We start from the raw sequence: 22,569 nt of genomic DNA on the forward strand, positions 1-22,569 counted from the left end.
TAGAGGTGATCTAGATGGCAAACATAGTCAATTATATTAAATGGCGTGGCGATATAGAGTTTAAGAAAGTCCCATTTAACAGAGTTGATAATCTGGGGCTTTCACTTCTTGTCTATAACAATTTTGCTGGCATAGTTCCAGGAAGATATGAAGGCGGCAGGATTACTATCAGAGAAGCTGCAGACAGGTATTTTCAGGAGCATAGTCTTGATAATCTTGGCATATATGATTTTGATTGGGTTTTGTACTACATGGGTATGTCAAAACGCTTTGGAAATCTTTATCTGTCAGACTACGTAGATATAGATGAATCTGATAGAGATATGGTGTTTACCGCATTTACAGTGCATCTTCCAGATGGAAGCCATTTTATTGCGTATCGTGGCACTACAATGGAGATTGATGACTGGAGATTGGATTTTCAGATAAGCTTTGAGGAAATTGAAGCTCAGAAAGCTGCGGCCAGGTATTTGCAGCATATTACAGAGAAATATGCAGGAGATATTTACGTCGGAGGGCATTCTAAGGGTGGCAATCTGGCTGTTTATGCAGCAATGCATGCTCCGGACGTTGTCATGAACAGGATAAAAAGAATCTATAGCTTTGACGGGCCAGGCTTTTGTCCAGAGCTTCTCGATGAAAACAAACTCAATATAATAAAGGACAGGATAGTACATGTGGTACCCAGCTTTAGCGTTGTTGGAATGTTATTTGAACTTCCTGTTCAGCATGAGATAGTATCTTCAAGTGCTGAAAAGATTGCTCAGCACTCAGGTATGACCTGGAAAATAGAGGGTGACCATTTTGTTCATAAGAGGTTTTTGACTGAGGAGAGTACTGTATATAACAGAGCTATTGATGACTGGATCGGTAATGCTACTATGGAACAACGAAGAGCCTTTACCAGAGATATCTTTGATGCTATGAAGGCTGGCGGGGCGGTGGCAGTTACAGATATTCCTCAAGGAGGCTTTCATGATTTTGGAACGATACTCCTATCGGCTGCTAATTCAGAGAGTAAGACCAAGATTGTTACTGGTAAGTTCCTTGGATCTTTATGGAGATCTTTTGAGAAGATAAAGATATTGGAAGCTATTAAGTCTTTATCTGGTATGATAGATCTTTTCCTGATCTTTCTTGGAATAGTATTTTTGACTATTCCAGAAGCTGTTTATAGCGTCCTTGGAGGCGTTATAGCACTGGTCGTTGCAATCTGGAGTGCTGTGATGCTTTTAAAGGCTGGAGTCAGGGACGAAAACCCTTTTTTAAAACGAGGGCGTATGATATTTCACATTGTCATCATGTGGTTTATGGTCTTTATCATGTCTAACCTTGAGAGAATCCCTAAGTGGACTAACCTTTTGATGGCTATAGTATTCTTTTCCCTAACTGTAGCCAGCATCAGGTATATTGTGAAGTATAAGAATACTATCTCTGGAAAGGCCAAGTTCTGGATGATGCTTCTTGCTGTGGTCAATCTCTACATTGGAATTATTTCGGTAGTTATGCCTGCGAGACTTGATTACACAAAATCGGTTACTTTAGGTAGCTATCTTATAATCATCGGTTTTGTAAGGCTTATAATTCAGCTCCTGGAACAGCTTCAGGGTGATAAAAAAAATAAGAGTGGAAAGAATTATTACGAAGAAGAATAGCAGACATATGTTGTATGATATTTAATTGCCCATACACTATGTTGTGCGATATTTAATTGCCCATACACTATGTTGTGGATGATTGTATAAGAGGATGAAAATCGCGTAAATATGCGGCTTTCATCCTTTTTTTATCATACTTTTTTAATATAGATTTTAGTATTTATGAGTATATTAATTGTCGTAATATTATATAATTATGCTAGTGGGCAGATAATTTGTTAATACTTAAAAAGAGGTTCATATAACAATAGTTTCATCATGTGATAGGAGGTTATCATGGCTAAGGACACAGCAAAAGAAAAAGGAAATGGCAAAGGCCTTAATAGCGTAAAAACAAGGCTGATACTTGTAATGATGGCAGTGGTTGTGATCCCACTTGTGATCTCGATTGTGGTAAGTTATGCAAGTTCAATCAATAAAGGCCTTGAAGATGCTATGACCATAAATGATTCTCAGGCTAAGATCATTGAGGAAAGCTTTATGGCTTCAATCGATCAGCAGTTAAGATCTCTGCAAGCTATAGCCGATAGCCCTTACACCATCGAATACATTAAAAATGCTCAGACACGTGATGATGCGCAGATGATTGCATATATTGCTAAGGTAAATGAGAATTATAACGACGGAAATGCTATAGTTGTTTCTGATGTAAATGGTCAGCAGCTTGTAAGAGATGATGGAGGAAAACTGTCTGATATTCATGAAAGAGATTATTTTCAGGGAGCGGTAAAAGGCCAGGTATTTCTTTCAAGTATACTTATTTCAAAGGCAACAGGATCCAGAATCATTATTCCTGCTGTACCAGTTTATGATTATGGGTACACAAGTGTAATCGGTGTTGCTCAGAGAAGTTATGATCTTTCAACCCTTCATACACTGCTTGCAAGCAATGTTAAGGCTAATCAGAGAACCTTTATCACAGATAAAAATGGTATAGTAATTGCAAGGTCAGATCAGGAAATCAAAGCTGATGATCCTGAAGACAATAGAAGTGATAGAGATTTCTTTAAGAGCGTAAGTGCTGGAACTACATCTGGAACATATGTCTCTAATGGAGATGAAAAGCTGATTGTTTCTTATAGGCAGGAGCCAAATACAGGATGGATTGTTGTTGTATCATCTGATTACAACGCAACCATGGCATCCGCCCAGAGAAGTGCTTATATCATAGTTATAGTTGGTGTTATCATGGCACTGGTTGCCGCTGTGATATCATTCTTTTTGGCTAAATCATTTACAGAACCTCTTAACGAAGTTAACACAGCACTTTCACATCTGGCAGAGGGTAGGTTTGTCAATATAGAGAAATTCCATAACAGAAAAGATGAGTTTGGAGATATGGTCAATAATACAAACTCAGTACTGAGTGTTCTTGATGATATAGTTAGGAATATCAAGGAGTCAGCGGTTGCTGTTCACAAGTCATCTGAAGATCTTGCAGAGACAGCAGATCAGATCTCACAGACAGCAGATGATGTATCAACAGCTGTTCAGGAAATTGCTTCTGGTGCTACTCAGCAGGCAGATGAAATCCAGAGCGTAACAGAAAGCGTTGGTGAAATTGATGTAGCTACAGGAAATGTACAGACAAGCACAGATGACCTTTCAGGACTTGCTGGAAGAATGCAGTCTGTCAGCACAGATTCAGCCCAGTCCTTGTCTGACCTTCAGGAGTCAAGCCAGAGCATGAGTGAAAAAATTGCTCAGATTACTGAAAAGATTGGTGCAACAAGCAAGGCCGTAGAGAGCATCAATGAAAAGGTTGAGGGAATTACCTCAATAGCAACACAGACAAATCTTCTTTCTCTTAATGCAAGTATTGAGGCTGCTAGAGCAGGAGAGGCCGGCAAGGGCTTTGCGGTTGTTGCAGGTGAGATTGGAACTCTTGCTGAGAATTCAAGGCTTATGGCTGATGAGATCAGAAAAGAGATGGATGAACTTTTGACATCGTCTCAGGCTGCAGTTGAAATGGCAGCTGAGGTTCAAAAGGGCAACGAAGAGCAGGCACAGGTCCTTGGAGCTACAGTTGATAGCGTAAACGCAATGATAGGTGATATAGCATCTACAGTAACTGGAGTAAAGAGTATCGAGACAGACGCAGGAACTTGCGTAAATGCCAAGAACGTGGTTGCAGATGCCATGAGTTCTCTTTCAGCTATTTCAGAAGAAAATGCTGCATCCTCAGAGGAGACAGGAGCTTCTATGCAGGAACTGTCTGCTACAGTTACAACCCTTGCTTCTTCAGCTAATACCCTCAAGGAAATTGCTGATAAGCTAAGTTCTGATATGGAATTCTTTAAGGATTAACTTATCAGAGGTGCTATAAAGACAACAGTATAGAACGGAAACAGTATAAGAAAAAAATAAGAATAGAAAAGGGCGGCTCTCTAAAAGAGAACCGCCCTTTAATTTAGGCTTCTAATTCCTTACCTGTAAGAAGCTTGTAAGCTTCAAGATATTTATCAATGGTCTTGTCAATTACATCCTGAGGAAGATTGTAATCACATTCTGGATGAGCTTTCAAGTAGTTACGAACGAACTGCTTGTCAAAGGATGGCTGGTCATGACCTGGTTCGTAGCCTTCTACTGGCCAGAATCTTGATGAATCAGGAGTGAGCATTTCATCTGCAAGAACAACTTCACCCTTTTCATCTACACCAAACTCGAACTTGGTATCAGCAATTATAATACCGCGAGTCAGAGCGTAGTCAGCACATTTCTTGTAAAGAGCAATGGTGTAGTCTCTGATCTTGGTAGCGTAGTACTCGCCGTGACCTGGGAATTCTTTTTCAAGGACCTCAATGCTGCGCTCAAAATCGATATTCTCATCGTGATCGCCAATCTCAGCCTTAGTACTAGGTGTGTAGATGGGTTCAGGAAGCTTGTCGCATTCTCTAAGTCCCTCTGGAAGCTTAATGCCACATACAGTGCCATTTTCCTGGTAGCTCTTCCAGCCGCTTCCTGTAATATAGCCTCGAACAATACACTCAACAGGAATCATTCTAAGCTTTTTGCAAAGCATGCTATTACCTGTAAAATCAGGTGTTCTGAAAAACTCTGGCATATCAGCATTATCTACGCTGACCATGTGGTTGTTTACAACGTCTTTGGTGTAGTCAAACCAAAATCTTGACATCTGTGTAAGTACTGAGCCTTTCTTGGAAACCTTATTCTTAAGGATCACATCGAAAGCGGAGATTCTATTGGTGGCTACCATTATAAGGTTCTCACCTATATCGTAGATCTCACGTACTTTTCCTTCTTTTACTGGCTTAAATTCCTGCATGCTAAAACTCCTCCGTAATGTAACTTAAATTTTATAGTATCCACATAAGTGGGTATTATCAGTCGTCCTCATCTTCATCGGCGGCAGTGTTGTATACTGTACGCTTTCTAGCCATTTCATCATTTTCAAGGTACTCATCATATGTTGAACGCTTATCAATAAGTGATCCATCTGGAAGGATTTCCATGATTCTGTTAGCAGTTGTCTGTACAACCTGATGGTCACGGCAGGCAAACAATTCAACACCTGGGAATTTGATCATTCCGTCGTTAAGAGCGGAGATTGATTCCATATCAAGGTGGTTAGTTGGTTCATCGAAGATAAGGCAGTTAGCGCCACTTATCATCATTTTGGAAAGAAGGCATCGAACCTTCTCACCACCGGAGAGAACCTTAACCTTTTTAACTCCGTCTTCACCAGCAAAGAGCATACGTCCAAGGAAGCCTCTTACATAAGTTGCATCCTTGATCTCAGAATATCCTGTAAGCCACTCTGTGATAGTGTAGTCATTGTCAAACTCTTTAGTATTATCCTTGGGGAAGTAAGCCTGTGATGTTGTTACACCCCACTTGTAAGTTCCTTCATCTGGCTCAAGCTCGCCAGTAAGAATCTGGAAGAGAGTAGTCTTGGCAAGCTCGTTACCACCAACGAAAGCAATCTTGTCCTCGCGCTGTACAACGAAAGATATGTTGTCGAGAACCTTCTCGCCATTGATAGTCTTGGAAAGGCCTTCAACAGTAAGAACCTCATTACCAATCTCTCTATCAGGTCTGAAATCGATATATGGATATTTACGGCTTGAAGGCTTGATGGTATCAAGCTCGATCTTCTCAAGGGCTTTCTTTCTGGAAGTAGCCTGCTTACTCTTACTTGCGTTAGCAGAGAAACGAGCGATGAACTCTTTAAGTTCCTTGATCTGTTCCTCTTTCTTCTTGTTGGCTTCCTTCATCTGGCGGATCATGAGCTGGCTTGATTCATACCAGAAATCATAGTTACCAGCATAGAGCTGGATCTTGCCATAATCTATATCTGCAATATAAGTGCAAACCTTATTAAGGAAATAACGGTCATGAGATACTACGATGACAGTGTTCTCAAAGTTGATAAGGAACTCCTCAAGCCATGCAATAGCATCTAGATCAAGGTGGTTTGTAGGCTCATCCAGAAGAAGGATATCTGGGTTACCAAAAAGAGCTCTTGCAAGAAGAACCTTGACCTTCTGAGCACCATCAAGCTCCTTCATGAGCTTATAATGGAATTCAGTGTCAATTCCAAGGCCGTTAAGAAGAGATTCAGCATCTGACTCAGCTTCCCAACCATTCATTTCAGCAAACTCTGCCTCGAGCTCACTGGCTCTGATTCCGTCCTCATCAGTGAAATCTTCCTTGGCATAGATTGCATCCTTCTCATTCTTGATCTCGAACAGACGCGCGTTACCTGCAATTACTGTATCAAGTACAACATTGTCATCATATTTGAAGTGGTCCTGCTCGAGGAATGAGAGACGCTCGCCGTCAGAGATAACAACATCTCCGTTTGTAGTCTCAATCTGACCTGACAGGATTTTAAGGAATGTTGATTTACCAGCACCATTGGCACCGATGATACCATAGCAGTTACCAGGTGTGAATTTGATGTTAACTTCTTCAAAAAGAGCCTTTTTACCAACTCTTAAGGTTACGTTATTTGCACTAATCATTAAAAATAACCTCACATAAAAAATCTATTCTTTGCAACAGTTCGTATTATATTGGAATATTTTTTAAAATGCAATATATCTTCATTAATAAAAGAAAAAGAAATATAAATGGGCAAAATCGACCAGTAATCGCATCAAAAGAAGTATCTGAATAAAGCCGATTGTAGTAAGATTTTTAGTAAATCATAAAAGATCAAATGTGGGGGATATCATGGAACAAGAGTTTACTGTCGTAAGACAGGAAGATATTGAAGATAAATATATGACTGATGCAGAGGCTGCGCTTAAGAATGGTGGTTGGAACTATAGAAAGTTTGAAAAAATAACTGACCAGGAAAAAGGCGGAGAAGACAGAGAAAGAAACGTCACAGTTTTTAGATTAGAGGTTCCCGAATTTGGAACCTACGAAGTGACGGTTACTATAAAGGCAGGAGAAGGAGAGAGGAAGCTTATTCTTTTTGCTGGAAGAAGAAACCTGATTGACACAGATATCATATTAAAGAGTGGAGAAACATATAGAAAGACTTTTTACCAGGCTGTAACGCCCTATATTCCTGCGCTTTCTTCAAGGAGATGTAACGATAAATTCGTTTTTGTCAGTATTGCAGGGGTGAATTCCAATGAACTAGGAAAACAGGGCTCGCCAGAGATTTCTCTAAATGTTACCAGAAAGGATGTTCCTGTCATATGGATTGCAGGGGATTCTACTTTAACTGATCAAAATGCAGGTATTCCGTATTATCCTTATGGAAGCTGTGCTGGCTGGGCTCAGATTCTATCAAGATATGTAGATAAGGCAGCCGTCTGTAATCTGGCCCATTCCGGGATGACCACAAATTGTTTCCGGGACGACGGTCATTATGCTATTTCGCTGGAATTCATGAAGGAAGGGGACTTTTTTATAATCCAGTTTGGACACAATGACCAGAAGCGAAGAAATCTGGGCGCCAGAGGTGGGTATGCGCAGAATCTTAGGCGCTTTGCAAATGAGGTCAGGTTAAGAGGAGTGACGCCCATTATCTGCTCACCTATTAGCCGTATTCCGCTCAAGTTATCGGAGACTGAGGCAAAAGAACTATCTATGCCGCTGCAATATTCTCTTTTACAGGAATATGCTGATGCAGCCAGGGATGTGGCCACAGAACAGGAAATATTGTTTGCAGATCTTCATGAAGAAACCATGAAGAAGTGGATAGAACTTTCTGATAATGCAAAAGACTATTTTATAAAGGGCGACATAACTCACACCAATGAATATGGCGCTTTTATGATAGCGGATATGTTTGTAAGGCAGATGGGCGAGGCACTTCCTCTTATTAAGGATTCTCTTTTACCTGTTCCTGAGCCTTGCCAGGATACAAAAGAGATCCCAAAAGAGCTTCCATTAAAAAGCCCCTTTGATATTGAACCGCCTTACCTTGATATATCTGGAATCCCAGAATATGAAGGCATCAGAAAGGCCTTTAAATATGGCCTTTTAGATCCATGCGTAATGTATCTTCATCCTTATGATGCAATGCCTAAGGGCCAGCTTCTTATGGTTATGTTCAATGCTTTTAGAATGTCCGGAGTTAGACCTTACAAAAAGAAATTTGCTGATATCAAGGTAGATGAGTGGATTTCCGGATATGTGCAGGCCCTTATAGAGGAGGGATATATTGATGATAAAGAGACCAAAAGCGCTATGTTTGGGCCGGATGATCCTCTTACATATGGAAAACTTGCTGAGTATATTATAAAAAGATATGAAAAGATCGGCAGATGTGCTGATAAGAACGAAAGACAGCAGCGCTCCGGGGAGGAGTATGTAGAAGAGGCAAAAGCTCTTGGAATCATCAAAAAAGCAAATGTAAAAGCTGAAGAAATAGCAAACAGAGCTGATGTATATACGATCCTTGCAGACTACATGGATGTTACCAAAGAAAAGAGCAGCGTAAAAAACGATAGCCATCCAGAGGATGCTGATGTTCATCCTGTACACTAAGGCATTTTATGAAATATTATATAATATTTTAATCATTATAACGCTATTAAATGGTATAATCAGTATATGGTATTAGTGATAGTATGCTTGTTGTAATCTTACGACTAATTATTAGTGGGAGACTGACATGCTTTTTGGTAAAGAAAATAAGATATTGATTATAGGTGCCAAGGAGACATTCATTATCAAGGTTCTTATGGGCAAACTTAAGGATGCAAATATTGATACTTTTTTTGCTCCATCTCATGTTGATCAGATAAATCAGCTCTGGCATGACTGCTCACTTGTTGTTTATTACATGGAAGCTGGAGAGAGAATTGATGGTGAGGTGGCAACCTTCCTTCGAGATAAGCTCTCTGATAACAACAAGCAGATGGCTATTATTGGCGATGTGACAGATACCAAGGATGTTGTAGACAATTTCCCACCACATATCATCTATAAGGTTTTTACAAGACCACTAGATTATGGTGCATTCATCTCTGATGTGAGCCTTTACTTTAACATGGTTGCAGAAGGTGAGATGAAAAAGAGCATTCTCATTGTAGATGATGATCCAAACTATATGGGGCTTGTGAGAGAATGGCTCAAGGATACTTACAAGGTTTCAATGGCTAATTCTGGACTTAGGGCTATAAAATGGCTTGGCAGTAATAAAGTTGATCTGATCCTTCTTGATTATGAGATGCCTGTTACTGATGGTCCTCAGGTGCTTGAAATGCTTAGGAGCGATGAGGAGACCAAGGGAATACCTGTGATATTCCTAACTGGAAAAGATGATAAGGAAAGCGTTATGAGTGTTCTTGCTCTTAAACCAGAGGGTTATGTACTCAAGACAAGCGGTAAAAATGAGATTGTAAATACCGTGAGCAAGTTCTTTGTTAATAGGTAAGAAGGAAAGTTGGAGCTTAAAAGTGGAAGAAGGACTAACTGGAAGAAATATTTCTGAGAAGATTCCAGAAGAACTGATAAAACCTGATAAAGAAGGTTTGATTTCAATACAGGAAGGAATGGATTTTTGCGGTAGTACTTATTCTTTTGTCAAATTTCTGAAAACCTTTTTAAGAAGTATTGATGATAAGGCAAAAGAGATAGAGGATGCGCTGACAAGTGAAGACTACCAGCTTTATACGATGAAAGTCCATTCACTAAAGAGTACATCAAGGATCATTGGTGCCCATAGGCTGTCAGAACTATCTAAAAAGCTTGAACTGGCGGGCGAATCAGGAGAGATAGATGTTATAAAGGAAAAGACGGGAGAGCTTTTAGAGCTTTATAGGAGCTATAGCAATAAGCTTTCTGATATCAGTAGTATTTCTCTTGATGGAATAAAGCTAAGGCCGCTTGCAAGCAGGGAAATTATTGATGATGCATATAGAGCTCTTAGAGAAGTTTCACCTATGATGGACTATGATTCCGTGGAAATGATCATCGAGGGATTAAAAAAGTATAAACTTCCGGAAGATGAGAAGGAAAGGATAGAAAAGATTGAATACTATCTGAAAAAGCTTGACTGGGAAAGTGTTCAGGATTTGTTAAATGATAAAAAAGAAGTCTGAGATTTGCATTATCAAATCTCAGACTTTTTCTTTTAGCGTTCTATTCCCCAGAAGAATAGACCAAGCATACCAGGGCCTACATGGGATCCTGAAAATGGCTCGTGCATACAGATAGTAACTTCTGCCTTGGGATTTATCTCTTTAACCATTTCACAGAGCTTATTGGCATCGTCAATGCAATCTCCGTGAGATATGAAAACCCTCTGATCATCACATTTCATGCGCTTTTCAGAGTATTTTCTGGCAAGAGCAGCTATTGCAGCCTTACGTCCTCTTACCTTGTCACAGGATATGATGTGACCTGTGCTGTCTCCAAAGAGAATGGGTTTGATATTGAGGATAGTTCCAATGCTAGCTGTTACACCGCTAACTCGCCCTGTTCTCTTTAAGAAATTAAGATCATCTACAGTAAAATATTGATCTGCATGAGGAACAGCTTCGTCAAGGAGTTTGGCAGCTTCTCTTGAATCTACACCTGCTCTGTTTAGATCTACAGCCTTGAGAGCTAGGATACCGTTACCAAAACCGCAACCATGAGAATCTACGATATGGATGAAACAATCAGGGTATTCTTCCATAAGCTCGTTAGCAGCGTTGATTGCAGCGTTGTAGGTTCCGCTTATTCCTGAACTCATGGCTATGTAGATTATATCCTTGCCATCTTTGGCATAGGGGGTGAAATGATCCAGAAATAGCTGTGTGTTTAAAAGACTTGTCTTGATCTGATCTCCATTTTTAAGACCGGTATAGTAGGTATGACCATCAAAATTATCTATATCACCACTATAAGTGACATTTTCTCCATTAACCATGTAGTCACATGGCAAAATAACAATTTCGTTAGCTATCTTCTGTGGAAGATTAGCACAACCATCCGCAAATACTGTAAAAGACATTTAAAGACCTCTCATAGAATTATTTTCAAATATAGCACGAAAACCATTATAACATACTTCATTTTGTAGTAGTATTACTATATCAATATTTTTGGGGGATTATAGTATGAAACTTAACACAAAAAGAACGATTCTGATTGGCTTTGCATTCATGTCTATCTGTGCATTCTGGCAGTTTTATGACAACGAGATTCCCAAGATACTTAAATATTCATTTGGCCTGGGGGAGACACTTACTGGAGTTGTAATGGCTCTTGATAACGTGCTTGCACTGTTTCTTTTGCCATTATTTGGAACTCTTTCTGATGGTACAGATACTAAATATGGTAAGAGAATGCCTTACATAGTAGTTGGAACTATTGTTTCAACGATACTTTTGACAATACTTATTACAGTGGCAAGGCCAAGTGGCTATATAGCTTTGTTTGTCGGAGTACTTCTTTTACTCCTGATTTCTATGGGTATATACAGATCACCTGCAGTTTCACTGATGCCTGACCTGACACCTGCACCTCAGAGAAGTACAGCTAATGCTATTATAAATCTTATGGGAACAATAGGTGGAATCTACATTCTCGTAATGATCAAGGTCCTTTTGAAAGAGGCTGAAAATCCTGCGCAGACTAACTACATTCCACTAATGCTGAGCCTTGTGCTTTTTATGCTTGTTTCAGTTCTGGTAGTTTTCCTTACGATAAAAGAGAACAAGATAAAGGAAGAAATACATAAGGAGGGGGGACTACACTCTCTTGGCGATACTTTTGATAATGATGCCAAGGAGGATAAGACTGACTATACTGAGCGCTTTGAGGAAGGCACAGTGACCAAAATGATGCCTAAAGAGGTAAAGAGAAGTCTGTGGTTTCTGCTAGTATCAGTCTTTTTGTGGTTCACAGCCTACAATGCCGTAACAACAGCCTTTTCAAGATTTGTTGGAGAAGTGTGGGATCTTCACGATAATGCTTACGCTACCTGTCTTTTAGTAGCAACGGTTGCTGCGACGCTTAGCTATATTCCTATTGCTTATGTATCAAGGAAAATTGGCAGAAAGAAGACAATACTCATCGGTATTTGTCTCATGGCAGCAAGTTATGTGATAACCGGGCTTTACCCTCATTTTTCAGCTTCTATCAATATCTTTTTTGCACTTGTAGGAATTGGCTGGGCAGCTATAAATGTAAATTCCTATCCTATGGTTGTAGAGATGAGTAAAGCTGGAGAAATAGGCAAGTTCACTGGAACTTACTATACATTTTCCATGGCAGCACAGGTGTTTACACCTATATTCTCCGGATTATTACTGGAGCATATTTCCTATAGGACTCTTTTCCCTTATGCGTTCATTTTTTCAGCACTTGCCTTCTGCACTATGCTGATGGTAAAACACGGAGACGTGAAACCTCCTAAAAAAGGGAAAATCATTGATAATTTTGATGTAGATGACTGATTATTAATATACAGAATTACTTTTATAGAAAATTTAGTTGCGTTATATGTTTTAAGGCTGTAAAATATTTAGCGGGCAATCTGTGTTAGATTTTTAACGTAGATTGTCCGCAGATTGGTTTTTAGGAAGTGATTTAGATGCTAATTATTAAGATTTTTGGCTTTGTTATTGTTATATCTTTTGTTTTGTATTTACTGATGATAATGCCAAGAGTGGTGAATAAGCCTTCCAGAAAACCGTTTACAGGTGTTTTATATGCTCATAGGGGACTACATGATAATAGGAGCAATGCACCTGAGAATTCAATGGCCGCTTTTAAGAAGGCTGTTGATGGCGGCTATGGCATCGAGTGCGATGTACAGCTCACCAAGGATGGGGTTCCAGTTATTTTCCATGATTTTACGTTGGCAAGAGTTGCCAGATATCCTGAGGGCCAGATACCATCAGATGCCGTTCGTAATGAGGACGGAAGCTATGGAGTCAAGGGTAAGGTTATCGATTACACATACGATGAACTTATGAATTTTCATTTACTTGATTCTGATGAGAAAATCCCAAAATTTGAGGAGTTTCTTAAGATGGTTAATGGTAAAATTCCTCTTATTGTGGAACTCAAGATTGAACTAAAGGACTTGTCGGTATGCCCAAAAGCGGATGAACTCCTTAGAAATTATAATGGAGTATACTGCATAGAAAGCTTTAATCCTTTAGGTGTTATGTGGTATAGGAAGAATCATCCTGAAGTGTTCAGAGGACAGTTATCCGATGCGTTCCACAGAGATAAACCGCAGGAATTTAAGGGACCTCTATATTTTGTCCTTACTAATCTGTTATTTAACTTTTTGACAAGACCTGATTTTGTGGCATTTAATCACAAATATGCGGGTTGCGTTTCTAGAAGGATTTGTAGGCGCTTTTATGGCAACGTTGCCGCAGCCTGGACCATTAAGAGTGAAGAGGAGCTTTTAAGAGCCAGGAAGAATTTTGATATCTTCATCTTCGACAGCTTTGTTCCAGCAGGTGGTCCAAAAGCTTAACTTGGATAATTACATGTATTAAATACAGTGATTATAATAAATTTCAATTTGAAAGGTGCTACGTAATTTAGAGGCGTAGCAGGAAAGGTAGAAAACATGGCGAACAAGTGGGTTTATATGTTCAGTGAAGGTAACATGACAATGCGTAACCTTCTTGGTGGTAAGGGTGCTAACCTTGCAGAGATGACAAGCATTGGCCTTCCAGTACCACAGGGCTTCACAATCACAACAGAGGCCTGCACACAGTATTATGAAGATGGTCGTAAGATCAATGACGAGATCATGGCTCAGGCTATGGAAGGCGTTAAAAAGATGGAGGAGCTTAACGGAAAGAAGTTTGGTGATCTTCAGAATCCACTTCTTGTATCAGTTCGTTCAGGTGCTCGTGCATCAATGCCTGGTATGATGGATACAATCCTTAACCTTGGTCTTAATGATGACGTTGTTGCAGCTATGATCAAGGGCAATCCTGATCCTGCATTCGAGCGTTTCGTATATGATTCATATCGTCGTTTCATCCAAATGTTCTCAGACGTTGTTATGGAAGTTGGTAAGAAGTACTTCGAGCAGCTTATCGATGCAATGAAAGAGAAGAAGGGTGTTAAGTTCGACGTTGACCTTACAGCAGCAGATCTTAAGGAACTTGCTGAACAGTTCAAGGCTGAGTACAAGAAGCAGCTTGGCAAGGACTTCCCTTCAGATCCTGTAGAGCAGCTCAAGCTTGCTATCGAGGCTGTATTCCGTTCATGGGATAACCCTCGTGCTAACGTATATCGTCGTGATAACGATATCCCTTATTCATGGGGAACAGCTGTTAACGTAATGCCTATGGTATTCGGTAACCTTAACAATGAGTCTGGTACAGGTGTTGCTTTCACTCGTGACCCTGCAACAGGTGAGAATAAGCTTATGGGTGAGTTCCTTATCAACGCTCAGGGTGAGGACGTAGTTGCTGGTGTTCGTACACCTATGCCAATCGCTCAGATGGAGAAGGAATTCCCAGAAGCATACGCAGAGTTCATCAAGGTTTGTGAGACTCTTGAGAATCACTACCATGATATGCAGGATATGGAGTTCACAGTTGAGAACAAGAAGCTTTACATGCTTCAGTGCCGTAACGGTAAGAGAACAGCTCCAGCTGCTCTTAAGATCGCTTGCGACCTCGTTGATGAGGGACACAAGACTCCAGAAGAAGCTGTAGCTATGATCGATCCTAGAAACCTTGATACACTTCTTCATCCTCAGTTCGATGCTGCTGCTCTTAAGGCTGCAACACCTATCGGAAAGGGTCTTGGTGCTTCACCTGGAGCTGCTTGCGGTAAGGTTGTATTCACAGCTGATGACGCTGTTGAATGGGCTGCAAGAGGAGAGAAGGTAGTTCTTGTTCGTCTTGAGACATCTCCAGAAGATATCACAGGTATGAAGGCTGCTCAGGGTATCCTTACAGTTCGTGGTGGTATGACATCACACGCTGCTGTTGTTGCTCGTGGTATGGGTGAGTGCTGCGTATCAGGTTGCGGCGACATCAACATGGACGAAGAGAACAAGAAGTTCACACTTGCTGGAAAAGAGTTCCACGAGGGAGACTTCATTTCAATCGATGGTACAACAGGTAACATCTATGATGGTCAGATCGCAACAGTTGACGCTCAGATCGCTGGTGAGTTCGGACGTATCATGGCATGGGCTGATGAGTTCAGAAAGCTCAAGGTTCGTACAAACGCTGATACACCTACTGATGCTAAGAAGGCTAGAGAGCTTGGCGCAGAAGGTATTGGTCTTTGCCGTACAGAGCACATGTTCTTCGAGGAAGACAGAATTGCTGCATTCCGTGAGATGATCTGCTCAGATACAGTAGAAGAGAGAGAAGCTGCTCTTGAGAAGATTCTTCCTTACCAGCAGAACGACTTCAAGCAGCTCTATGAAGCTCTTGAGGGATGCCCAGTTACAATCAGATTCCTTGATCCACCTCTTCACGAGTTCGTTCCTACAACAGAAGACGAGATCAAGAAGCTTGCTGATGCTAAGAATAAGAGTGTAGACGAGATCAAGGCTATCATCAACTCACTTCACGAGTTCAACCCTATGATGGGTCACAGAGGATGCCGTCTTGCAGTTACATATCCTGAAATTGCTAAGATGCAGACTAAGGCTGTTATCCGTGCAGCTCTTGAAGTTCAGAAGGCACACGCTGACTGGAATGTTAAGCCTGAAATCATGATCCCACTTGTATGTGAGGTTAAGGAGCTTAAGTATGTTAAGAAGGTAGTTGTTGAGACTGCTGATGCTGAGATCGCTGCTGCAGGCGCTAAGCTTGAGTACGAAGTAGGTACAATGATCGAGATCCCAAGAGCTGCTCTTACAGCTGATGAGATCGCTAAGGAAGCTGACTTCTTCTGCTTCGGTACAAACGACCTTACACAGATGACATTCGGATTCTCTCGTGATGATGCTGGTAAGTTCCTCAATGCTTACTATGATACAAAGATCTTCGAGAACGATCCATTTGCTAAGCTTGACCAGACAGGTGTTGGTAAGCTTATGGAGATGTCACTTAAGCTTGGTAAGCCAGTTAATCCTAAGCTTCACGTTGGTATCTGTGGTGAGCACGGTGGAGATCCTTCATCTGTTGAGTTCTGCCACAAGATTGGTCTTGATTATGTATCATGTTCACCATTCCGTGTACCTGTTGCTAGACTTGCTGCTGCTCAGGCTGCAATCGCTGAGAAGGCTGCTAAGAAGTGCGACAAGTGCGAAGATACAGCTAAGTCTTTCGTAGATGACGAGACAAAGGAAAAGCTTAAAGAGGCTGCTGAGAAGGCACAGGTAATCGCTAAGGAACTCGCAGAGACATCTGCAGAGGTTGCTAAGGCTGGACTTGCTGGTCTTAAGGCTGGTCTTGAGGAAGCTAAGAGAGCTTACAACGAGAACAAGAAGAACTAATATATTTTAGTCCTGATATAATAAGCTATATTCAGAACAGGTAACTGTCTTTACAGCTGCCTGTTCTTTTTTGCGTTGAGCATTGTACAGTAAAGTGATAAAATTAATATTGGTAGTATTATGGGCATTTACTTAAAAGGAGCATACATGGCTGTACAGGATTTGGATCTTGTCAATGAACTGAATGTTTATTCTGGCCTTGACTCGTTTAATGAAAATGTGCTTAAAAAGGAGCTTGAGCTCTGCGGCAAATTTGGAGGTGATGTGCAGAAGCTTAAGGCTCTTGGTTTTAATGCTCTTCAGCTGGTTGAAATCAGAAAGGGATATGAGGACAGTAAGGTCGATGTAAACAAATACCTTGATCCAAAGCTTTCCTGGACTGAGATGGAGGAAATGCGCCTTGAAATGACCCAGGGTATTGATATGAGTCAGTATAGGCAAATGGGATTTGATACCCAGCAGCTTTACCAGATAAGAGCAGGCATTTCTGATGGAGTAGATGTTTCTGTTTATGCCAAAAAGATATATATGGCTGACCAGATGAGAGAAATCAGAATAGGACTATCTAAAACAAATGGAGTCCCTATCATCTTTTATCAGGATCCGGCTTTTGACCCTCTTCAAATGAGAGAAATCAGAAAAGGGCTTGAGGATGGAATAGACGTTTCTACTTATGGTATGCTGGATATTCCTTATTTGAAAATGAGAGCCATAAGGAAAAGCGCAGAAGACGGACTTTTCTTTTCTGAATCGGATATTAGAGCATATAATGCAGCTATTCTCGAGCAGATGCATTTAGCATTCCTTGACGAAGTTGACATAAGTGGTTATGTAAAGAAAAAGTTTGATGCGGAACAGCTTGAGCAGATAAGACTTGCTTTAAAAAAAGAACTTCCTATAGATCAGTATATGTCCTTTGATATGAGGGGCGAAGCTATAAAGGAAATCAGACTAGGTCTTGAAGAGGGCATAGATGTAGCCAAGTACGCTGATGTGGCCTATGGCTGGCAACAAATGTATGAGATGCGAATTGGCCTTGAACATCAGATAGATATTACGCCATATTGTAAGCCTTTATATCAGCCCAAGCAGATGCGTGAAATAAGGCTTGGAATAGAAGCTGGCCTTGATATAAGCAAGTTTTCAACTATGATGTATACCGCCAAAGATATGCGGCGGATCAGATTAAAACTATTATCTGGCGAAATTCAGACAGTCATAGCAGATGATGGTTTGGAAGGCACTGTCCTTGACAGAACAGGAGGAGTTTCTGATCAGTCTGTTCTTTTGACATCTATGCTGGAAAATAAGGACGAGTATCTGTCTGTTTCTGAGAATAAGATGAAATGCTGGATAAAGCTTCCTCTTCGCAAAGATGGCATAAGCTATACAGAAGATGCAGTCATGACATTTCTTTTTAAAATGAAGATCAGAAGCGGAATTGATAGGGCTCAGGTTAAGAAAATGGTGGCTGACAGTGAACCGGGAGTCAAATATTTAGTCGCTTCCGGCAAACCAGTAGAAGACGGCGCAGATGGGCACTATGAATTTTTCTTTGACATAGAGCACAAGAATGAATTTAAGGTTGCTGAAGACGGTTCTATAGATTTTGATGGGATAGACCTGATCCAGCAGGTCCATGTAGGAGACAAGATTGCCATATATCAGAAAGCTACAAAAGGTGTTGATGGTTATAATATCTATGGCGAAGTTGTTAAGGCTAAAAATGGCAAGGAGGTACCTATCCTAAAAGGAGAGGGCTTTATGATAATGAGCGACAGGGTAACCTACGTCGCCAAGTATTCTGGGGCTATCAGCATGGACGATGGGCTTGTAAATATCCAGAAAGTCCAGGTTTTGCACGAAGTAAAAATAACAGATAAAAAGATCAATTATGATGGAGTGGTATTTGTCAGAGGAGATGTCAATTCTGGCAGTGAGATATATGCTACAGGAGATATAGTCATTGGCGGGCATTTGGAAAGTTCTACAATAGAAAGCGGCGGAAATATAATTGTTGCTGGCGGCGTGACATGTCCTGTAAGGGGAAGCGTTATAGCAAAGGGAGATATTTCTGCTAAGTTCTTTGATGGAGCAACCATAAAGGGCAAGAATATTTATTCCAATTATTTTACTAATTGTTCTATTGAAGCTAAAGGGAAGATAAAGACCTTTGGAAGGCAGGGAATGATCTATGGAGGTTCAATTTATAGCCTAGAGGGAATTGAATCTGCACTTATAGGTAATAAGACTGGTGTCCGGACAATTCTTACTCTTGGTGCAAATACAGCTCTTTTAACTGAATATAATGAGCTTCTAAAGCAGATGAGCAGAGATGAAGAGGATTTAAAAACTCTGTCCAAGGAAAAAGACAGGCTGCAGGAGCTTGGTTCCGGGGATAGGCAGCTTATGCAATGGAAGATAAAGATAAATGCAGCTGTTGGAACTAAGGAACAAAATATTAAGAAACTGCTGGTTAAAAAGGCCAAACTTGAAGAGCAGATCGGAAATGGAGCAAAGGCTGGTGTTACAGTAACAGAGCAGATATTCGCTGGAACGATACTTATAATAGACGGAATTGCCCTTAAGATTACAGATGATAGAAAAACCTACGACAAAATTGTATTTAAAACGGATGCCAAAAAAGAAAAAGTTGTGGCTTACTAACATTATAAAAAATGTGTAAAATATGAGAAAAAAAGATTATAAAAGGCTGATAATTCGCTGTATTGTGGCTTTTTTTCTTGCGATTTCAAAATACATTTTCTATAATATAAGAGACAATTTTGGGGGTTAAGACTATGGATATAAAGGAATTATTAAAAGAAATACTTCTAAAAGATAAGGCTTTTATTCATTTGCCGTTTGGTAATGGCAAATTTGATATCTATGAGTCTGTTGTGGTCACATGGATCATAATGGCCTTTATTTTAGTGCTTCTACTAATACTTACCCGGGATTTCAAAGTTCATAATATCTCCAAAAGACAGGCTGCTGTGGAAGCCTTTGTAGAGTGGCTTAGAGGAGTTGTTGGAAAGAACCTTGGAGAAGAGGCCTCAAGGTACACTGATTGGATAGTTACAATCCTGTGTTATCTTGCCTGTGCCAACACAATAGGTCTTTTTGGATTTATTCCACCTACTATGGATATAAATGTGACAGCGGCACTTTCATTTATGAGTATTATCCTGGTAGAAGCAGCTGCTATCCGCAAGAAAGGTACAGCTGGCTGGCTCAAGTCTTTTGCAAAGCCTATGGCAATCGTTACTCCTATGAATATCATGGAGCTGGCGATAAGACCTTTATCACTATGCATGCGACTTTTTGGTAATATCATAGGTGCGACTGTCATCATGGAGCTTATAAAGCACCTGATACATATACATTCAGTGAGTGTTCCGGCTATCTATCCAGTGCCATTTGCATTTTACTTTGATATTTTTGACGGCCTCATTCAGGCATATGTATTTGTCTTTTTAACATCGCTCTACATAAAAGAAGCGGTGGAGTGATAATAATAAGAAAATGGAGGGATAATAATGGATTTAACAGCAATTGGAGCAGCAATCGCAGTATTTACAGGACTTGGAGCTGGTATTGGTATCGGCGTGGCAACAGCTAAGGCAACAGATGCTGTGGCAAGACAGCCAGAGGCAGATGGTAAGATCATGACACTTCTTATTCTTGGTTGTGCTCTTGCAGAAGCAACAGCTATTTATGGTTTCATCGTAGCTATAATGATCTTGTTTACCTAATATGCCCAGCGAAAGAAGGATATCACAGTGTTAGATTTTAGTATTGTAAACATAGTATGTATAGTGATCAACCTGCTTGTTCTCTATATAATCTTTAAAAAGTTCCTGTTTGACAGGGTAGACAAGGTTGTTATGAAGAGAAAAGAAGAGGTTGATGAAGCTACCAGGGCAGCTGATCTTGCGACCCAGAAAGCTCTTGATACCAAGAAAGAGTATGAAGAGAAGATAGCTCTTGCTGATGAAGAAAAAGAGCAGATTCTTGCTGATATCAAGAAACAGGGCTACGACGAGTATGAGCGCATTGTTTCTGATGCCAAGAAAAAGGGTGAGCAGATCGTTATCGAGGCCAAGCATAACGCTGAGGTTGAGAATGAAAGAGCCAAAGAGGTTTACGCTGCCCAGATCACAGATATGGTTATTGATGCAGCTTCTAAAATTGCTGCAACCAAACATAGTGCAACTGATGACAGAGAACTCTATGATAAATTTATAATTGAAGCCGGAGCGGATAATGAGTGAAAGATTATTAGCAAAACTGCGCTATGCGAGTACTGCTCCTAGTGACGAGCAGGTTTCCAAGATAAAGGCAATGCTGCAGAAAAAGTTTGAAGGTAAGGAAATCGAACTTGAGTTATCTCAAGATCCTTCAATTGGCGGCGGCTTTATCGTTTCCTGTAAGAATTTTGAGTATGACTGGTCTGATGCAGGAAGAGCGAGACAGCTTCGCGCAGAACTTAATAATTTAAGAAAAAAGAGTGAGCACAACGACGCTGGCAGGATTATATCAATGCTCAGCTCCAAGGTTGAGAATTTCACACTCTCTACAGAAGACAGAGAGGTTGGAACAGTAACCTGGGTTGGTGATGGTATTGCCAATGTTGATGGTATCGACCACGCTTTTTATGGCGAGATAATTGAATTTGAAGATGGAACCAAGGGAATGGCTCAGGACATCAGAGATGATCATATTGGCTGTATCCTTTTTGGTAATGATACTGGTATCAGGCAGGGAACAAGAGCCGTTAGAACATACAAAGAGGCTGGAATTCCTGTAGGTGAGGCATTTATAGGAAGAGTAGTTGATGCCCTTGGAGCACCTATAGATGGCCTTGGTGATATCAAGGAATCTGATTACAGGCCAGTTGAAAATACTGCACCTGGAATAATCGAGAGACAATCTGTTAATGAACCTATGGAGACTGGAATTCTTTCAATAGATACCATGTTCCCAATAGGAAGAGGACAGCGTGAGCTTATTATAGGAGACAGACAGACTGGTAAGACTTCTATTGCCCTTGATACTATCATCAATCAGAAGGGCAAGGATGTTATTTGTGTTTATGTCGCAATTGGACAGAAGGCTTCAACTGTAGCCAAGCTCATACAGACTCTCAAGAAGACTGGAGCTATGGACTACACTATAGTAGTCAGCTCTACAGCTTCTGATATGGCGCCTCTTCAGTATATAGCTCCATATTCAGGAACAGCTCTTGCTGAGTACTTTATGTATCGTGGCAAGGATGTCCTTATTGTATATGATGACCTGTCCAAGCATGCTGTAGCTTATAGAGCGCTATCTCTTTTGCTTGAGAGATCACCAGGTCGTGAGGCTTATCCTGGAGATGTATTCTACTTGCATTCAAGACTTCTTGAAAGATCAAGTAAGCTTTCTTCAGAACTTGGAGGCGGCTCTATCACAGCACTTCCAATCATTGAGACTCTGGCGGGAGACGTATCCGCATACATTCCTACCAATGTAATTTCAATAACTGATGGACAGATATTCCTTGAAAGCGATCTGTTCTTTGAAGGAATGAGACCTGCTGTAAACGTAGGACTTTCAGTTTCCCGAGTTGGTAGTGCAGCCCAGACTAAGGCTATGAAAAAAGCATCTGGAAGTATAAGAGTTGATCTTGCACAGTACAGAGAGATGGCTGTATTTACGCAGTTTAGTTCAGATCTTGATGAGACTACTAAAAATCAGCTTGCCCATGGAAATGTTCTGATGGAACTTTTGAAACAGCCATTAGAGCATCCGCTTTCGATGCATCAGCAGGTTATCATTTTGGTAGCAGCTAACTCAAAGCGCCTTGATATGGTTCCTGTTAAAAAGGTTAGAGAATACAAGCAAAAGCTACTCACATATTTTGATACAGAGTGTTCTGATATTTGCGAAGAGCTTGAAAAGGGCAAGGAACTTTCAGAGCAGCTAAAGAGAAGGATCATTGAGGCTGTTGATACTTTCAATGACCTTGAAAATAAAAAGCTCAAAGATGAAGTTGAACAGATGCAGAAGCAAAATTAA

The 22,569-nt window shown here is 40.5% G+C and carries 16 protein-coding genes; 13 read left to right on the forward strand and 3 right to left on the reverse strand.

The genetic code is table 11. From position 1 onward, the window contains the following. Nucleotides 1-14 precede the first annotated feature (14 nt). Both G631_RS0104605 and G631_RS0104610 read left to right on the forward strand, forming a co-directional pair. Nucleotides 15-1,655: an Mbeg1-like protein gene (locus G631_RS0104605; RefSeq protein ID WP_026488457.1), complete on the forward strand. Its 1,641-nt coding sequence runs from the start codon at nucleotides 15-17 to the stop codon at nucleotides 1,653-1,655. Nucleotides 1,656-1,934: 279 nt separating this feature from the next. Then, complete coding sequence (locus G631_RS0104610) at nucleotides 1,935-3,965, forward strand: methyl-accepting chemotaxis protein (RefSeq protein ID WP_026488458.1); 2,031 nt, start codon at nucleotides 1,935-1,937, stop codon at nucleotides 3,963-3,965. Nucleotides 3,966-4,068: 103 nt separating this feature from the next. Here G631_RS0104610 and G631_RS0104615 read toward each other — a convergent pair whose 3' ends face one another. Together G631_RS0104615 and G631_RS0104620 are read right to left on the reverse strand one after the other, a co-directional pair. After that, the gene (locus tag G631_RS0104615; protein ID WP_026488459.1) at nucleotides 4,069-4,944 is read right to left on the reverse strand and encodes a phosphoribosylaminoimidazolesuccinocarboxamide synthase; all 876 of its coding nucleotides are present in this window, start codon (nucleotides 4,942-4,944) and stop codon (nucleotides 4,069-4,071) included. 58 nt (nucleotides 4,945-5,002) lie between these two features. Continuing rightward, the gene (locus G631_RS0104620) at nucleotides 5,003-6,643 is read right to left on the reverse strand and encodes an ABC-F family ATP-binding cassette domain-containing protein (protein ID WP_026488460.1); all 1,641 of its coding nucleotides are present in this window, start codon (nucleotides 6,641-6,643) and stop codon (nucleotides 5,003-5,005) included. A 211-nt stretch (nucleotides 6,644-6,854) separates the two neighbouring features. Between G631_RS0104620 and G631_RS19940 the strand changes: the two genes are divergently transcribed. From G631_RS19940 to G631_RS0104635, 3 genes are all read left to right on the forward strand, one after another. Further along, nucleotides 6,855-8,627, forward strand: a complete 1,773-nt coding sequence (locus G631_RS19940; RefSeq protein ID WP_051196837.1) for a GDSL-type esterase/lipase family protein — start codon at nucleotides 6,855-6,857, stop codon at nucleotides 8,625-8,627. Nucleotides 8,628-8,754: 127 nt separating this feature from the next. Then, nucleotides 8,755-9,519, forward strand: a complete 765-nt coding sequence (locus G631_RS19945; protein WP_026488461.1) for a response regulator — start codon at nucleotides 8,755-8,757, stop codon at nucleotides 9,517-9,519. Between the two features lie 22 nt (nucleotides 9,520-9,541). Continuing rightward, nucleotides 9,542-10,186, forward strand: a complete 645-nt coding sequence (locus G631_RS0104635) for an Hpt domain-containing protein (RefSeq protein WP_026488462.1) — start codon at nucleotides 9,542-9,544, stop codon at nucleotides 10,184-10,186. Between the two features lie 32 nt (nucleotides 10,187-10,218). Here G631_RS0104635 and G631_RS18000 read toward each other — a convergent pair whose 3' ends face one another. Beyond that, entirely contained in the window at nucleotides 10,219-11,082 is an 864-nt protein-coding gene (locus G631_RS18000) for a DegV family protein (protein WP_051196839.1), read from the reverse strand. A 106-nt stretch (nucleotides 11,083-11,188) separates the two neighbouring features. On the opposite strand from G631_RS18000, the gene G631_RS0104645 reads away from it, so the two are divergent. The 8 genes from G631_RS0104645 to atpA all read left to right on the forward strand — a co-directional run bounded on the left by G631_RS0104645 (nucleotide 11,189) and on the right by atpA (nucleotide 22,569). Further along, nucleotides 11,189-12,529 (forward strand): MFS transporter, encoded by a 1,341-nt coding sequence (locus tag G631_RS0104645; RefSeq protein WP_026488463.1) that lies wholly within the window; start codon nucleotides 11,189-11,191, stop codon nucleotides 12,527-12,529. A 137-nt stretch (nucleotides 12,530-12,666) separates the two neighbouring features. Next, entirely contained in the window at nucleotides 12,667-13,566 is a 900-nt protein-coding gene (locus G631_RS0104650; protein ID WP_051196840.1) for a glycerophosphodiester phosphodiesterase family protein, read from the forward strand. Nucleotides 13,567-13,662: 96 nt separating this feature from the next. Continuing rightward, a complete protein-coding gene (gene ppdK / locus G631_RS18005) occupies nucleotides 13,663-16,509 on the forward strand; it encodes a pyruvate, phosphate dikinase (RefSeq protein WP_035789311.1) in 2,847 nt (948 codons plus the stop codon). A 147-nt stretch (nucleotides 16,510-16,656) separates the two neighbouring features. Further along, nucleotides 16,657-19,176: a DUF342 domain-containing protein gene (locus G631_RS0104660; protein ID WP_026488465.1), complete on the forward strand. Its 2,520-nt coding sequence runs from the start codon at nucleotides 16,657-16,659 to the stop codon at nucleotides 19,174-19,176. Between the two features lie 134 nt (nucleotides 19,177-19,310). Continuing rightward, complete coding sequence (locus G631_RS0104665) at nucleotides 19,311-20,021, forward strand: F0F1 ATP synthase subunit A (RefSeq protein WP_026488466.1); 711 nt, start codon at nucleotides 19,311-19,313, stop codon at nucleotides 20,019-20,021. Nucleotides 20,022-20,045: 24 nt separating this feature from the next. After that, entirely contained in the window at nucleotides 20,046-20,264 is a 219-nt protein-coding gene (gene atpE / locus G631_RS0104670) for an ATP synthase F0 subunit C (protein WP_092064543.1), read from the forward strand. Nucleotides 20,265-20,291: 27 nt separating this feature from the next. After that, the gene (locus G631_RS0104675; protein ID WP_026488468.1) at nucleotides 20,292-20,783 is read left to right on the forward strand and encodes an ATP synthase F0 subunit B; all 492 of its coding nucleotides are present in this window, start codon (nucleotides 20,292-20,294) and stop codon (nucleotides 20,781-20,783) included. After that, nucleotides 20,776-22,569: a F0F1 ATP synthase subunit alpha gene (gene atpA, locus G631_RS0104680; RefSeq protein ID WP_242829060.1), complete on the forward strand. Its 1,794-nt coding sequence runs from the start codon at nucleotides 20,776-20,778 to the stop codon at nucleotides 22,567-22,569. Before G631_RS0104675 ends, atpA begins: the two co-directional genes overlap by 8 nt.

This window comes from Butyrivibrio sp. XBB1001 (assembly GCF_000424505.1).
Lineage (GTDB): Bacteria > Bacillota > Clostridia > Lachnospirales > Lachnospiraceae > Butyrivibrio.

Coding starts and splice junctions, on each gene's coding strand:
- G631_RS0104605 (WP_026488457.1), top strand. CDS start 15: ATGGCAAACATAGTCAATTATATTAAATGGCGTGGCGATATAGAGTTT.
- G631_RS0104610 (WP_026488458.1), top strand. CDS start 1,935: ATGGCTAAGGACACAGCAAAAGAAAAAGGAAATGGCAAAGGCCTTAAT.
- G631_RS0104615 (WP_026488459.1), bottom strand. CDS start 4,944: ATGCAGGAATTTAAGCCAGTAAAAGAAGGAAAAGTACGTGAGATCTAC.
- G631_RS0104620 (WP_026488460.1), bottom strand. CDS start 6,643: ATGATTAGTGCAAATAACGTAACCTTAAGAGTTGGTAAAAAGGCTCTT.
- G631_RS19940 (WP_051196837.1), top strand. CDS start 6,855: ATGGAACAAGAGTTTACTGTCGTAAGACAGGAAGATATTGAAGATAAA.
- G631_RS19945 (WP_026488461.1), top strand. CDS start 8,755: ATGCTTTTTGGTAAAGAAAATAAGATATTGATTATAGGTGCCAAGGAG.
- G631_RS18000 (WP_051196839.1), bottom strand. CDS start 11,082: ATGTCTTTTACAGTATTTGCGGATGGTTGTGCTAATCTTCCACAGAAG.
- G631_RS0104645 (WP_026488463.1), top strand. CDS start 11,189: ATGAAACTTAACACAAAAAGAACGATTCTGATTGGCTTTGCATTCATG.
- G631_RS0104650 (WP_051196840.1), top strand. CDS start 12,667: ATGCTAATTATTAAGATTTTTGGCTTTGTTATTGTTATATCTTTTGTT.
- ppdK (WP_035789311.1), top strand. CDS start 13,663: ATGGCGAACAAGTGGGTTTATATGTTCAGTGAAGGTAACATGACAATG.
- G631_RS0104660 (WP_026488465.1), top strand. CDS start 16,657: ATGGCTGTACAGGATTTGGATCTTGTCAATGAACTGAATGTTTATTCT.
- G631_RS0104665 (WP_026488466.1), top strand. CDS start 19,311: ATGGATATAAAGGAATTATTAAAAGAAATACTTCTAAAAGATAAGGCT.
- atpA (WP_242829060.1), top strand. CDS start 20,776: ATGAGTGAAAGATTATTAGCAAAACTGCGCTATGCGAGTACTGCTCCT.